The following is a 13,963-nucleotide window of genomic DNA, read 5'->3' on the forward strand; positions in this document are numbered from 1 at the left end:
TGCCGTAACAGGTGGGAGAGTAGGTCGGTGCCTTTTTTTACACGGAAGCCCTTGCTGGAAACAGTCAAGGGCTTCTTTCGTTTAGCTACCTGTCTGTACTTCCCCGACCAGCCCTGCCCTCTAGCCTTTACTGTTAAAACAGCGGATGGTGCAGTAGCATGACCATGGATGACTGTAGTTCAGTTTACAACTGTGCTGTAATGGTATGGAGCATCCTCGGAGTCAGGGGCATGCAACCGTCACCGTGGTCTATCGTATGGTAAATCGACGTAGCCAGCAGGGGTATGCAGTCGTCACTGTGGTCTAGCGGTACTGTGTAGCGTCTGTTCCAAAACTTTCGTATCTGAGTTTTTTTTATATTGCTAGAAGTATTATTGGCCACATTTGGTATGCTGTAGCGTCATAGTCACGGGGTATTGTAAGCCAAGTGGACAACGGTCGCACAAAAGCTACTTGTAATGACCATTAGCCTACCTTGTCCGAACTGTTATCCTGATAGCTTGCAAATGGGATAAAATCTCTCTTTCTGGGGATATCATTCGCATTTCTACGAGATATTATCTAATTTAGTTGTTATTGCATTATATTATGATAAAAGTAAAACAGGTATTGGTTTTCGTCTTTTTAATCGTGTTTTTTTTGAAAAATAATCGATTAAATGCACAAAATAAATCTTTAGATGATGGTGTGCTACGAATATTGGCCATCGGTAATAGTTTCTCGGAAGATGCTATTGAACAGAATTTATATGAATTGGCGAAAGCCGGAAAAAAAAAGATAGTAATCGGCAATCTCTATATTGGGGGGGCTCCTTTAAGTTTACATGTTAGCAACGCAAAAGAGGATAAGCCGGCTTATCGCTACCGTAAAATCAATCTTGACGGGCAGATGTTGGAGAAAGCAAATGAGCGCTTATCTGAAGCGCTTGTAGATGAGGCTTGGGATTATATTAGCTTTCAGCAAGCAAGTCCGCTATCAGGAGATTATGATTCGTATGCGAAGGATCTACCGCTCTTATATGATTATGTAACAAAACATATTTTATTTCCTGAAACCAAGTATATATTACATCAAACCTGGGCGTATCAGAACGGTTCATCGCATGAAGGTTTTGTTCGCTATAACCGTAGCCAAGATAGCATGTATAGGGCTATTGCCAACACTTCGCAGGAGGTGTTTAACTGGGGTAATTTCGATCTTTTGATTCCTTCGGGTACAGCTGTTCAAAATGCGCGTTCGAGTTTTGTAGGTGATCATTTTACACGTGATGGCTATCACTTAAATCTGAACTACGGACGTTTCGTTGCTGCCTGTACCTGGTACGAGGCGTTATTTCATGAAAATGTACTCAACAATACATTTTTACCGCTCAAGGTAACCTATGTAGAGGGCGAAATTGCGCGAGCAGCAGCACATAAGGCTGTGGAATCACCCTATACTGTTACCGTATTAAAAGATTTTCAATTCATGAATTAATATTTATATGAGTATCAAAAAGAGCTATTTGATCGAATTGGATCACGAAACAAAAAATACCAAACGTATTTTAGAACGCATACCAGACGATAAATTGGATTGGCGTCCACACGAAAAATCGATGAGTTTGGGAGAACTAGCTGCTCACATTGTTGGACTACATAATTGGGTACATCAAGCAATACCAAAAAATGTATTTGATTTTAAAGTAGATTATCAGCCCATTAAAGTATCTTCTGTAGAAGAATTAAAAGAGATGTTAACAATAGGCCTGGAAAATAATAAGGCCGCAATTGAAGACATAAAGGAAGAAGACTGGTTTAAAGATTGGGTGTTACAATCGGGCGATTATCTCATTGCACGTTTACCACGAGCCGGAGCAATACGTTTTATTGTCAATAATCATATTGTTCATCATCGTGGTCAGTTGACGGTTTATTTGCGATTATTGGATATTGCTGTCCCGGGCTTATATGGACCATCGGCAGACGAAGCAATGCCTAGTTAATGTTGTAATGTAATTATATAGGTATAAAAAAAGGGAATCAAATTTGATTCCCTTTTTTTATATGTTCGATGGTCTAATTATTTAGCCAATTCTTCTGCGATTGCTTTTCCAATTTCAGCCGGAGACTCAACAACACGAATACCACACTCACGCATGATTTTCATTTTTGCTGCAGCAGTGTCATCTGCACCACCTACAATTGCACCAGCGTGTCCCATACGACGTCCTGGAGGCGCTGTTTGACCTGCGATAAATCCAACAACAGGTTTGGTACCATGTTCTTTGATCCAACGAGCAGCTTCAGCTTCCATTCCACCGCCGATTTCACCAATCATGATGATCGCTTCAGTTTCAGGGTCGTTCATTAATAATTCAACAGCTTCTTTCGTTGTCGTACCAATGATAGGGTCACCACCAATTCCGATTGCTGTTGTGATACCTAATCCTGCTTTTACAGTTTGATCTACGGCTTCGTAAGTTAAAGTTCCTGATTTAGAAACAACACCCACATTACCTTTTTTGAAGATAAATCCTGGCATGATACCGATTTTAGCTTCACCTGCAGTGATGATACCTGGGCAGTTAGGACCGATCAAACGAGAGTTTTTGTCGCTCAAGTAAGATTTTACTTGGATCATATCTTTTGTTGGGATACCTTCTGTAATACAAACAATCACTTCGATACCAGCCGCGGCAGCTTCCATGATCGCATCTGCAGCAAATGCTGGAGGTACAAAAATAATAGAAACATTAGCTCCTGTAGCGTCTACTGCATCTTGCACAGTATTGAATACAGGACGGTCTAAGTGTTGTTGACCACCTTTACCAGGAGTAACACCACCAACTACATTTGTTCCGTACTCAATCATTTGAGTAGCATGGTAAGTACCTTCGTTTCCAGTGAAACCTTGAACGATTACTTTTGAATCTTTATTAACTAATACACTCATTTCTTCTTTAAATTTTGCACACAAATCTACTATTTTGCTTTCTAAAATGGAAGCAATGTGAATAGGAATGTGACCTTTATTGATAAATTTTTAATTGAAATTGCGTTTTTGGATAAAATCCCAAAGAATAATGCCAATTGCGACAGATACATTTAAGGAATGTTTAGTCCCGTATTGAGGGATTTCGATGCAGGTATCGATTTTTTCCATGACATCCTCATCGACTCCATTAACCTCATTTCCAAAAATCAGCGCATACTTTTTGTCATTTTCTGGTTCAAACTGATGTAGCATAACGCTATCATCTGCTTGCTCGATGGCAATAATGACATAGCCTTCAGTCCTAAGCTGATCTACAACAGCTGAGGTATCTCTGTGGTATTCCCAAGCGACCGATTGGGTTGCCCCGAGGGCGGTCTTTTCGATTTCGCGATGGGGAGGTGTGCCGGTAATGCCACACAGGTATATTTTTTCAATAGCAAATCCGTCTGCAGTACGGAAGGCCGAGCCCACATTATGCATGCTCCGTACATTGTCCATAACGATTGTGATAGGAGTTTTCTCTTGTTTTTTAAACGATTCAACATCTGTACGTTGAAGTTCATCCATCGATAATTTTTGCATGTCGCAAATATACTAAACCTAAAAAATAAAATAGATTTTGAATATTGAAAATAAGGTGTTATTTTTGCAGTCCGAATTACAAGAAAAAAATTGAATAAAAATTAGCTAAAAAAAATGGCAAATCATAAATCAGCGATCAAAAGAATTAGAGCAAACGCTACTAAACGTTTAAGAAACCGTTACCAAGCAAAAACTACACGTAACGCAATCAAAAAATTACGTCACACTACTTCTGCAGAAGAAGCAAAAACATTGTTACCACGCGTAATTTCTATGCTTGATCGTTTGGCAAAGAAAAATGTGATCCACAAGAAAAAAGCTTCTAACAACAAATCGAAGTTAACAAAATTTGTTAACGGTTTAGCGTAAGCTTTTCGTATAGATATAGAGGGGTACAGCTCGCTGTATCCCTTTTCTTTATGTTATATACTTTGGATTTCTCTTTCCAAGCGAATAGTAAATAAAAAAGCATCGAATACCGATGCTTTTTTATTTTAAAACTGAAATTTGCAGTGTATTTATTGCTGTAAATTTGGAAGTAGCTCTGCGATGACCTTTTTCAATTTGTTGGGATCTTTCATGTAAGGTTCTAAATCGTAAAGTTCCACTTTTTTGAAATCAATGGGATGGCTCTCACTCTGAAGTGAAATAGTACCCTTGTTTAAAAGCTGTCCATCTTTCTTCACTTTGGGATCGAAACCACTTACATTGCCGCCACCAATTTGGGGTTTAGTATACTGTAATACGACCTTGTTTTCAAGGATATGTTGCACAAGAGAGTCTCCCAACACCAAGAAATCAGCAGTTACCCATTGATCTCCAGCATAGGTTTTTGATGTTGAGCTGATGCAATGTGGTGTGAATAGTTTATTATCGATCACAACGTTTGTGCCTGGTGTACAAAGATTACTTGTGGCCCGTTCGTCCTTGCCATTTCCACCCAGCAGTTGCCCTTCGATAGATATTGGAAAGTCTTGATCCACACCCATGGTATTAGGATCCTGTCCATGTAGCATGGCTCCGCTATTACGCCAAGCCCAACCTTCTCCACCATTTACCTGTTCACCGACAAATCTGTAAGTGACGCGCAACAAATACGCTGAGAACTCTTTATTGTAGAACAGATGGCCATACTGAAAATTGAAATTATCATAACCATCATATCTTACCTTGAGTAAACCGTCTTCTACACGAAATGTATTTTTATAATTTTCGCCAACTTTGTGGTTTCTGATTTTTGGAGTCCAGTTCTTCAAATCTTTCCCATTAAATAACTGAATGGGTTTGGGTTTCTTATCTTGAGATTTGGCAAATAAAGAAGTGCTAAGCAATAGGATTCCAGCACTGTAAATGATATGTTTGAATTTCATCCTGAATTAGGTTTATTGACCTAAATTAGGCAAACATTTTTAAATAAGCAATTCTTTTTGTTTCACATATTCGCTTGGACGGATGCCGACGACCTTATTGAATGTGTTACTAAATGTGGGAAGGCTATTGTATCCAACTTTGAGCGCAACTTCATTTACGCTTAGTTTTTCGTCTAAAAGGAGCTTAAGTGCGGTCAGCATTCTGAGGATCGTGTAGTATTGGATAAAAGACATATTTAATTCCTTTTGAAATAGTCTAGCCAATGTGCGTTCACTAATGTTAAATAATCCGGCAAGTTTTTTAAAGCTGACATTTTCCTCTATATTTTCTTCGAGGTAAGTGACAATATCCTTTAATTTCTGATGACTAGGATAGGGTAAGGCTAATGGAAGCTCATGCAGCGATAGTTCCGGCAGGATAAGCTTGAATGCTGTAGCGATACTATATTTAGGTTCTTCGACCGGAAAGATATTGCCATTCCAGCGGTTGGTAAACATAATCAGCTCTATCAAAAGATCATTTACTGGATAAATCCCCATTTTACTGTAGAAGGGGGCGTCATTAGCGGCTTTGGGAAAATATAAATTACGCATAACGACCTCAGGGGTACTTGGATGAATACTATGTTTTATGCCAGCAGGAATCCACAAATAATGACGGGCAGGTAGGAAATACGATTTTTCCTCTGTTTTAACAAATACGACACCGCCTTCTGTATATAGAAATTGATCCTTATCATGGCAATGTTCGGAAATATGGTTCTCTGCTATAATAGCGTGGTGACAGTAAATGCTATCTTCAAATGAGTCTACTTCCGTCATATAATAACGGTTGACATATTTGGCATCTGTACTTATATCTTGTGTATTCATTTTAACCTATAATACGATGTCACAAAGGTAAGACTTTTTTACTAGACCCCACCTTTACTTCTTGAAAGTGAGTGTATGCTTATGTTAAAATGGCAATTAATCGACTAGCGAGTTAGTCTTTACTTACTTTGGTTTTATTTTTATTGTTGTAAGTTGTTTGTTTTCAGTGTGATATATATTATACATGCGTGTGATATAAACTATTTTTTTATTATGATTTGTTGTATATTTTTGATTTGTAGTGCGTTGCGTATTTTTAGTCACCTTTGGATAATTTTGTGTCAAATGATAATAAATATGCAGTTGAAAAAAGTGCTAAAATTGTTTGGTTAAGAGGTTGCAAATTATAGCAAAGAACTTTTCAACGAAGGGAAATATATAGATTTCAATTTCTTAAGTTTACAATAATGGAATAAAATCAAACTATAAAAATATGGCTTACGAAAGAATAAAAGTTCAAAGCTTACATGATAAAGTGATTACAGCAGAAGAAGCTGCTAAACTATTTCAAAACGGAATGGTCGTTGGGTCGAGTGGTTTTACCAAGGCTGGAGACAGTAAGGTGGTGTTACCTGCCTTGGCTGAACGTGCAAAAGTGGATCCATTGAAAATAACCTTGATTACTGGGGCTTCGTTGGGACACGGAACGGACGGTAAATTGGCGGAAGCGGGAGCATTATCCAAGCGGATGCCCTTTCAGGTGGATCGTATTTTACGTCATAAAATTAATGCTGGAGATGTGTTGTTTATTGATCAGCATCTAAGCGAAACGGCCGAATTGCTGCACAATAAGAATTTGCCTCAGGTGGATATTGCTGTTTTGGAAGTAGCAGCAATAGAATCGGATGGAAGTATTGTTCCAACGACTTCTGTGGGAAATTCGGCAACTTTTGCTGCATTGGCTAAGCAGGTTATTTTGGAAGTCAATACTGCGATACCGGTGACTATTAAAGGAATACATGATATTTACCAAGCCGAAGATTACCCTCGGCGTAATGTTATTCCAATCGTAGCTCCAGAAAATAAAATTGGACGTAAAACTATTCCTTTGGACGCGAGCAAGGTGGTGGGAATTGTGTTTACGAATGAGCTTGATAGCCCTGCCGATATTGCTGAACCGGATACCAAAACAACAGCGATAGCGAAGCATATTTTGCAGTTTTTCGAAAATGAGGTAGCGCTAGGCCATTTGTCAGAAAGCTTGATGCCACTTCAAGCGGGTATTGGAAAAGTAGCTAACGCTGTTCTGACGGGATTTATACATAGTAAGTTCCGTAATCTAACGATGTTTTCTGAAGTGTTGCAAGATAGCACCTTTGACCTTATCGATGCCGGAAAACTGGATTTTGCTTCTGCTTCTTCAATTACTGTTTCCGAAGAGTGTTATTCAAGAGTGTTCGATCATTTGGATCGATACCGTGATAAAATTGTATTGCGCCCACAGAATATTTCCAATACACCTGGACTGATCAAACGTTTGGGGATTATAGCAATTAATACAGCCATAGAGTTTGATATTTATGGAAACGTAAATTCTACCCATACTTCAGGAACAAATATCATGAACGGTATCGGCGGGTCGGGTGACTTTGCACGCAATGCTTATTTGAGCATCTTTGTCACACAGGCGGCCTCTAAAGGAGATGCAATTTCTCATATTGTTCCTATGGTTTCCCATGTGGATCATACCGAACATGATGTCGATATTTTGGTAACAGATTATGGCTTGGCAGATTTACGTGGTTTAGCGCCTCGCGAGCGAGCGAAAGTAATTATAGCGAACTGTGTACATCCCGATTACAAAGAGCAGCTATTAGATTATTATAACCGCGCTTGTGAGAGAGGGGGGCATACACCACATTTGTTAGAGGAGGCTTTTAGCTGGCATATCAACCTTCGTGAAAAAGGAACAATGAAAAAAGACCAATAACCGAGGGCGTGGTTACATATGGACTAAAGGTTTATAGAAAGGCGAGGTTTAATTGTAGACTTCGCCTTTCCTGCTGTATAGTTCTTTCTTGATGTATAATTATCGCAAAGAAAATCACGCATTCATTTCATTGATTAAGATGAATCGTCGTATCCTCCTGCCGATTCTGTTTAGTCCTCAAGTTGTGGCGATTGAGACCAATCGTAATTTTTGTCCGAAACCATTGTTTGGTTTCTGGCGATTCAATTGCTTTACTGTAGCAAGCAACAAGATCGGGATGGAATTTTGCTATTGTTTTGGCTCCCCAGCCAATTCCCTTTTTTACATGAAAATCTGTTGTGTTTGACAATGAAATCAGTAGCTTCAATAAAATGTTTACGTATGTGGCTGATAGGCCTTTTTTTACGGCATAATGTGTAGCTACACCAATTGTTCGGACAATCCATTTGTCAGAATGATGAGCTAATTCTTCTAATAGAGGTATTGCTTTTTTAGGCAAAGTCAACAGTGCATGACCAAGTACGCGTTCGCCGATGATATCACAGACGTACCATTGATTACCTATGGTTATATAGGTACAGGCTTTATGGATGGATTGTTCGAAGTGTTCGGGGAGACGTTGCTGGAGAATTATTCCCGTTAAAACATAACTTCCCATTTCTGTTGTTGCAATGAGACGATCTGTCAAGTGTAACTGCTCGGTTTCAGGTACGAATAGCATAATTTCCCTGGCCGCAAACTCCAGAAGGGGAAAACGAACTTTCTTTTTCAGTAAACACGCTTGTAAGCTTAACATAAAGGATTCTATACCGGATTGCTGTCCTTGCTGTTTCGCCGCTGCGACAATTTCTCGGATCTGTACTTTACTGGTAATTTTGTCCATGGCAGTGCTCAAATCCCTATTGTTGATCTTTATAAATATTCCAATAATTAAAGTCTGTCATTGGAGCATCCGTTATTCCAATAGCTCGGCCCATTGTAACGATCTGTCCCCTGTGATATGTTCCGTGGAGGATCAGCTGTTGTATGTATTCATACTTCGTGAAGTCGCATTGAAACCATGGTGATTCCACTTTGATATTTTTTTCAAGATCCAACTCGGTTAGCCTGTGTATGTAATCCACGAGTTGAGCTGAACTTCTTTGTAGTGCTTCAAATATTTCTTCTTTTGTGGCTCGCTTTTTCTCAAAATCAAAATCATTGCTTTCCGCAATGTGGCTCCACCAATATTCCTGTGTCTGCAAGATGTGATTTAAGGTCTTCAAAATGGTCGGGAAACTTGAAGGTACCTCTTGGTTAAGTTGGTCATCTGATTTATCAGCCAACCAATTGATGTATTTATTGACGACCCAGTTGTTATATTCAGCACTTTTTGTGATTAAGGTTTTTAAACTCATAATTTTAATCTATAGTATGGTGTTAAATGAAATATTTACTAAATATAAATCCTTTTTGGAATGAATTTACATTAAATTTTATAGTAGATAGCTTGTTTGATAAGCCGCTTTGAAAGTATTTATTTCTTATAAAATTGTGACTGGTACAGGCCTGTCCATTAAGCGTAACTTATTTGAAATAAATAAAAAGTATTCTTCATATTTTTTATATTTATTTTGCAATAGCAGAATGGTTTAGCATTTTGCAGAATGTGTGTGTGGCACCAACAGAAGATTTGACAGCTGCTTGAGCTTGTTGGATTAACCAATTAAAATAAATATGATAAAAGCAACGCATTGTATTCTTTCTCTACTAGCCATGTTGTTTATGAACATGGGAAACGCCCAAGTTAATTATTTGCAGGAATCCAAAAAGGATTTTGATGAACGGATGCATTGGTTTAGGGAAGCAAAGTACGGAATGTTTATTCATTTTGGGCTTTATAGTCAACTTGGAGGGATGTATAATGGGGATTCAACCAAGGGATATGCCGAATGGATACAATCGGAAATGAATATTCCGAAGGCAGCATATTCGGAACTGATCAACACCTGGAATCCTAAGGACTTCAATGCGGATCGTATTGTTCAATTGGCTAAGGATGCTGGAATGAAATATATCGTCCTGACGACCAAACATCATGAGGGGTTTTGTCTGTGGGATTCCCCCTATACAGATTATGATATCGCTTCGACGCCAATGAAAGGAAGAGATCTCGTGCGGGAGTTGTCCATAGCTTGTAAGAAAGCTGGGATTAGATTTGGTACCTACTACAGTATTATCGACTGGCATCACGATTCGCAATATGTTGATCCCAATGGTAAAGGCGACTGGGGCCAGATTCTCATTAAGCCGGAACAGAAAGCCGCTTATATTCAATACATGAAAAATCAATTGAAAGAATTGGTTGTTAAGTATGATACTGACATCCTGTGGTTTGATGGGGACTGGGTGAATTGGTGGGATATGGCCGCGGGAGAAGATCTTTATCAATATCTACGCAAATTAAAACCCACTCTAATCATTAATAACCGCGTAGCAAAGCGGGATCAATTTAAGCGTGATTTTGGAACGCCTGAACAAGAACATCCTGGAACGTTACTGGATTACGATTGGGAAGCCTGTTATACCTTGAATAATTCTTGGGGATATAAAAAATCAGATAATAATTGGAATTCTCCTACAGAAGTAAATACTAAGCTGCGCGAGATAAATGAAAAAGGCGGGAATTTGCTGCTCAATATTGGACCTGATGCTAACGGAAATGTGCCGGCTGCCAGTAAAGAAATTTTGTTGAAAGCAGCAGCAGAGCGAAAAAAGAACTAATCTGAGCGAATTTGCTGTTTATTGACTTATAGACCTTACTATATAGCTGGTTTATAGTTGATATAATCCAGCTAATATTATATGAACGATTAAAATTATGAAGATATCTTGTATGTTATTTCCAAAATTATTATTTATTGGCCTTACCGGTGTCGCTTCACTTAGCGTGCATGGGCAACAGTCTGGCTCGGTAAAACGTATTTACATCAGTACAAAAGGAAGTGATAGAAACCAAGGAACCATGGGCAGTCCCTATGCCACAGCTGAAGCCGCACTGCGATCGGTAGAAAAACAGAAACAAGGAAAAAATACACCAGACATCGAAATCATCTTTATGGCGGGCACCTACCAGCTGGATAAACCGATTGAATTGTCTGCCGGGGTATCGGGCACAAGAAGACAACCCTTGCGGATCAAAGCTGAGGAAGGAGCACAAGTTACGCTGAGTGGTGCCAAATCGCTTAACCTCAAATGGAAACAAGGCGATCATGGTATTTGGGAGGCTAAGGTCCCAAGAGGAGTAAACTTCCAAAGTCTATATGCAAATGATAAGCATCTTGTCCGGGCACGTTATCCAAACTACGATCCTACAGTCTTGCCATTTCAAGGTTATGCTGCAGATGCATTAAGTCCCGAACGTGTAGCAACCTGGAAGAACCCTAAGGGGGGAATTGTACATGCTTTGCATGCTGGTCGCTGGGGAGGGTTCCATTATCAGATTACAGGAAAAGACGGATTATCAACTGTTACACTTGAAGGTGGACAGCAAAATAATCGTCCCAGCAAAATGCACGAGACCTATCGCTTTGTAGAAAATATCTTTGAAGAACTCGATACCTTTCAGGAGTGGTATTTGGATGTGGAGAAGGCACGCTTATATTATATGCCTGCTAAAGGAATTAATCCCAACCAGCTGAAGTTTGTAGCGCCACAATTGGAAAATCTAATCTATCTTTCAGGTTCATCTTTCAGGCCAGTGCATGATATTGAGGTTAGTGGCCTTCGCTTCATGTATACTGCTCCTACCTTTATGAAAACAAGCGAACCACTCTTACGTAGTGATTGGACGATCTATCGACAGGGAGCAGTAAAGATTGAAGGTGCGGAAAACTGTATCTTCCGCGCGAATGATTTTATCGCTTTGGGCGGCAATGCAATATTTGTTAATAATTACAATCGCGGGGTCAAAATCGAAGGCAACCGGATTGAACAGATCGGTGCCGGAGCGATCAATTTTGTAGGAGATTCAGCGGCAGTACGCTCACCGGAATTTCGATATGAAAAATTTGTCCCATTTGACCAAATGGATACCATCAAAGGGCCAAAAACCAATAATTACCCCATGGACTGTGAGGCAAGTGACAATCTGATCCATGACATTGGCTTGATCGAAAAACAAGTGGCAGGTGTACAGGTCTCCATGGCTGAATCGCTACGAATTTTGCATAATACCATTTACAATGTTCCTCGAGCAGGTATTAATGTAGGTGATGGGACTTGGGGCGGTCATGAGATCGCTTACAATGATGTTTTTAATACAGTCCTGGAAACCAGCGATCACGGTGCCTTCAACTCATGGGGGCGCGACCGATTTTGGCATCCCAATCGAAAGGAGATGGATGAACTGACGGGGAAACATCCCAATTTAATATTGCTGGACGCAGTCAAAACAACCAAAATTCATGATAATAGATTTCGCTGTGATCACGGTTGGGATATTGATTTGGATGACGGATCTTCCAATTATGAAATTTACAATAACCTTTGTTTAAGTGGAGGACTAAAACTAAGAGAAGGGTTTTATCGCAAAGTGTACAACAACGTGATGATCAACAATGGTTTTCATCCTCATGTATGGTTTCAGCATAGTCACGATGTATTCCGTAATAATATCGTGATGGAGTCCCATCAGGATATACAGGTCAAGTATTGGGGGGAAGAGGTAGACCATAATATTTACGGACGGCAGGATGACCTCGACAAAGATCGAGCAAAATGCATAGAAAAACATGGTCGGTTTATTCAATTGAACTTTACGAATCCCGCACATGGTGATTTCCGGTTGAAAAACTGGAAGGATCAGGATTTTAAAAATTTTGACATGCTGCATTTTGGCGTTACCAGTAAAAAACTTAAAACTCTTGCCGCTAGTCCTGAAATACCTCAGTTGATCCAATCCGAAGCAAAGGAGCAGGGGAGCAGATGGTCCTGGAAGTCGGGGGTATTTAAATCAGTGGAGACTTTGGGGGAGCAGTCGGCCGCAGGCCTACCCGCGATAAACGGCGTGCTGCTGCTCGAGTTGGATGAAAAAGGCAATCTTTACAAAAGCGGTTTGCGTGTCGGCGATGTTGTATTGAATTATCAGGGCGAGAAAATAGATCAATTAATAGACCTGCAACAAGCGATAAAAAAGCATGTACACGCTGACCAGCCGAAGGTGTTCATTTTTAGAAACCAACAGCAGCAGGAATTAACCCTGCAGCTGTAGTAAATTTTCTATGGACTTATTGAAATATAGCATTGTACTTTGGTTTGTTGACATGCGATATAGCTATTGTGAGCAATTAGCAGTAAAACATGGCAGTTGTGATAGATCGATCATCTTATGACGATATTATTTTTTTGTTTATAATTTTTATTTCCATTGGGACTATTGAGCATCTTGGTCGTCATTATAACAGTGTGTTATCATTTACTGGGGTAGACACATGATATTAAATTCTTATTCGTATTAATTGATGTATAAGGCTGTACAGCACATGAGTGCTGGCAGCCTTATTGATTTAACTGTGCAATGGGTTTGACCAAAGGTAATCGCCGAACGATGAGCGAGGAAGTGAAGGTACAACACGGGTATTACAGCGAGGGGAGTCTTTGTGAGTATGGGATGGTTGAAACAAATTTCTTAAACTGGTTTAAGTTTGGACTGTTTTTGTTCTTTTAAATTTGGTTTATATCGTTTATACCCTATTTATATAATTCATACCATGTATAGTCAACTTTTTGTACGTTTAGCTGTATCTACAGCGTTTCTGTCTGCTGTCGCAGATCGTTTGGGGCTGTGGGGGGTACCGGGGGCATCACATGTTTCCTGGGGAAATTGGGCCAATTTTGTAGCCTATTCAAATACCCTTAATTTTTTTGTGCCTGAAACTTTCGGTAATATACTTGCTATCGGCGCAACATTATTAGAGGTTGTCTTAGCAATCCTATTGTTGATCGGCTATAAACTGCGTTTTACTGCATTCGTTGCCGGGATTCTACTGATCTGCTTTGGGGTGGTGATGACCCTCTCGTTAGGAATTAAATCGACGTTCGATTATTCGGTCTGGGTAGGAGCGGCTGCCTGTTTTCTACTGCGGACTGCCGATCACTTTCCCATTAGCATAGACCGGTATATTGAACTTCGAAAAAAGTAAATGGATGGGTAACTGAAGGGTCGAAGATTTGATCGTCTTAGAAATACGTT

The 13,963-nt window shown here is 39.6% G+C and carries 13 protein-coding genes; 7 read left to right on the forward strand and 6 right to left on the reverse strand.

Annotated elements, in window-relative coordinates; genetic code table 11:
- The first annotated feature begins 588 nt into the window (after positions 1–588).
- Together BGP15_RS04995 and BGP15_RS05000 are read left to right on the forward strand one after the other, a co-directional pair.
- Complete coding sequence (locus tag BGP15_RS04995; protein WP_286768867.1) at positions 589–1,476, forward strand: DUF4886 domain-containing protein; 888 nt, start codon at positions 589–591, stop codon at positions 1,474–1,476.
- A gap of 7 nt (positions 1,477–1,483) precedes the next feature.
- Complete coding sequence (locus tag BGP15_RS05000) at positions 1,484–1,984, forward strand: DinB family protein (RefSeq protein WP_286768868.1); 501 nt, start codon at positions 1,484–1,486, stop codon at positions 1,982–1,984.
- A gap of 77 nt (positions 1,985–2,061) precedes the next feature.
- Here BGP15_RS05000 and sucD read toward each other — a convergent pair whose 3' ends face one another.
- The gene (gene sucD / locus BGP15_RS05005; protein ID WP_046671644.1) at positions 2,062–2,934 is read right to left on the reverse strand and encodes a succinate--CoA ligase subunit alpha; all 873 of its coding nucleotides are present in this window, start codon (positions 2,932–2,934) and stop codon (positions 2,062–2,064) included.
- A 90-nt stretch (positions 2,935–3,024) separates the two neighbouring features.
- Positions 3,025–3,558 carry an RNA methyltransferase gene (locus tag BGP15_RS05010; protein ID WP_046671645.1) on the reverse strand — a complete coding sequence of 178 codons (534 nt, stop codon included), beginning with the start codon at positions 3,556–3,558 and terminating at the stop codon, positions 3,025–3,027.
- Between the two features lie 114 nt (positions 3,559–3,672).
- On the opposite strand from BGP15_RS05010, the gene rpsT reads away from it, so the two are divergent.
- A complete protein-coding gene (gene rpsT / locus BGP15_RS05015) occupies positions 3,673–3,927 on the forward strand; it encodes a 30S ribosomal protein S20 (protein WP_046671646.1) in 255 nt (84 codons plus the stop codon).
- A 149-nt stretch (positions 3,928–4,076) separates the two neighbouring features.
- Here rpsT and BGP15_RS05020 read toward each other — a convergent pair whose 3' ends face one another.
- Both BGP15_RS05020 and BGP15_RS05025 read right to left on the reverse strand, forming a co-directional pair.
- Entirely contained in the window at positions 4,077–4,928 is an 852-nt protein-coding gene (locus BGP15_RS05020; protein WP_286768869.1) for a 3-keto-disaccharide hydrolase, read from the reverse strand.
- Positions 4,929–4,967: 39 nt separating this feature from the next.
- Complete coding sequence (locus tag BGP15_RS05025) at positions 4,968–5,801, reverse strand: AraC family transcriptional regulator (RefSeq protein ID WP_112373721.1); 834 nt, start codon at positions 5,799–5,801, stop codon at positions 4,968–4,970.
- Between the two features lie 433 nt (positions 5,802–6,234).
- Here BGP15_RS05025 and scpC point away from each other — a divergent pair, with 433 nt between their 5' ends.
- A complete protein-coding gene (gene scpC, locus BGP15_RS05030) occupies positions 6,235–7,731 on the forward strand; it encodes a succinyl-CoA:acetate CoA-transferase ScpC (protein ID WP_286766979.1) in 1,497 nt (498 codons plus the stop codon).
- A gap of 127 nt (positions 7,732–7,858) precedes the next feature.
- Here scpC and BGP15_RS05035 read toward each other — a convergent pair whose 3' ends face one another.
- Both BGP15_RS05035 and BGP15_RS05040 read right to left on the reverse strand, forming a co-directional pair.
- A complete protein-coding gene (locus BGP15_RS05035; protein WP_286768870.1) occupies positions 7,859–8,614 on the reverse strand; it encodes a DNA alkylation repair protein in 756 nt (251 codons plus the stop codon).
- Positions 8,615–8,630: 16 nt separating this feature from the next.
- A complete protein-coding gene (locus tag BGP15_RS05040) occupies positions 8,631–9,128 on the reverse strand; it encodes a DinB family protein (RefSeq protein WP_286768871.1) in 498 nt (165 codons plus the stop codon).
- A gap of 319 nt (positions 9,129–9,447) precedes the next feature.
- On the opposite strand from BGP15_RS05040, the gene BGP15_RS05045 reads away from it, so the two are divergent.
- The 3 genes from BGP15_RS05045 (at position 9,448) to BGP15_RS05055 (ending at position 13,913) form a co-directional block, all read left to right on the forward strand.
- Positions 9,448–10,494, forward strand: coding sequence for an alpha-L-fucosidase (locus BGP15_RS05045; RefSeq protein WP_286768872.1), 1,047 nt, complete (start codon positions 9,448–9,450; stop codon positions 10,492–10,494).
- A gap of 97 nt (positions 10,495–10,591) precedes the next feature.
- Complete coding sequence (locus BGP15_RS05050) at positions 10,592–12,982, forward strand: PDZ domain-containing protein (protein ID WP_286768873.1); 2,391 nt, start codon at positions 10,592–10,594, stop codon at positions 12,980–12,982.
- Between the two features lie 499 nt (positions 12,983–13,481).
- The gene (locus BGP15_RS05055; protein WP_286768874.1) at positions 13,482–13,913 is read left to right on the forward strand and encodes a hypothetical protein; all 432 of its coding nucleotides are present in this window, start codon (positions 13,482–13,484) and stop codon (positions 13,911–13,913) included.
- Positions 13,914–13,963: the final 50 nt, after the last annotated feature.

The organism is Sphingobacterium sp. 40-24 (assembly GCF_001899705.1).
GTDB classification, from domain to species: domain Bacteria; phylum Bacteroidota; class Bacteroidia; order Sphingobacteriales; family Sphingobacteriaceae; genus Sphingobacterium; species Sphingobacterium multivorum.

What these genes read in the sequence shown, in the direction of transcription:
- BGP15_RS05040 (WP_286768871.1), bottom strand. Translation starts at nt 9,128, where the DNA reads ATGAGTTTAAAAACCTTAATCACAAAAAGTGCTGAATATAACAACTGG.
- BGP15_RS05010 (WP_046671645.1), bottom strand. Translation starts at nt 3,558, where the DNA reads ATGCAAAAATTATCGATGGATGAACTTCAACGTACAGATGTTGAATCG.
- scpC (WP_286766979.1), top strand. Translation starts at nt 6,235, where the DNA reads ATGGCTTACGAAAGAATAAAAGTTCAAAGCTTACATGATAAAGTGATT.
- BGP15_RS05000 (WP_286768868.1), top strand. Translation starts at nt 1,484, where the DNA reads ATGAGTATCAAAAAGAGCTATTTGATCGAATTGGATCACGAAACAAAA.
- BGP15_RS04995 (WP_286768867.1), top strand. Translation starts at nt 589, where the DNA reads ATGATAAAAGTAAAACAGGTATTGGTTTTCGTCTTTTTAATCGTGTTT.
- sucD (WP_046671644.1), bottom strand. Translation starts at nt 2,934, where the DNA reads ATGAGTGTATTAGTTAATAAAGATTCAAAAGTAATCGTTCAAGGTTTC.
- BGP15_RS05020 (WP_286768869.1), bottom strand. Translation starts at nt 4,928, where the DNA reads ATGAAATTCAAACATATCATTTACAGTGCTGGAATCCTATTGCTTAGC.
- BGP15_RS05055 (WP_286768874.1), top strand. Translation starts at nt 13,482, where the DNA reads ATGTATAGTCAACTTTTTGTACGTTTAGCTGTATCTACAGCGTTTCTG.
- BGP15_RS05050 (WP_286768873.1), top strand. Translation starts at nt 10,592, where the DNA reads ATGAAGATATCTTGTATGTTATTTCCAAAATTATTATTTATTGGCCTT.
- rpsT (WP_046671646.1), top strand. Translation starts at nt 3,673, where the DNA reads ATGGCAAATCATAAATCAGCGATCAAAAGAATTAGAGCAAACGCTACT.
- BGP15_RS05025 (WP_112373721.1), bottom strand. Translation starts at nt 5,801, where the DNA reads ATGAATACACAAGATATAAGTACAGATGCCAAATATGTCAACCGTTAT.
- BGP15_RS05035 (WP_286768870.1), bottom strand. Translation starts at nt 8,614, where the DNA reads ATGGACAAAATTACCAGTAAAGTACAGATCCGAGAAATTGTCGCAGCG.
- BGP15_RS05045 (WP_286768872.1), top strand. Translation starts at nt 9,448, where the DNA reads ATGATAAAAGCAACGCATTGTATTCTTTCTCTACTAGCCATGTTGTTT.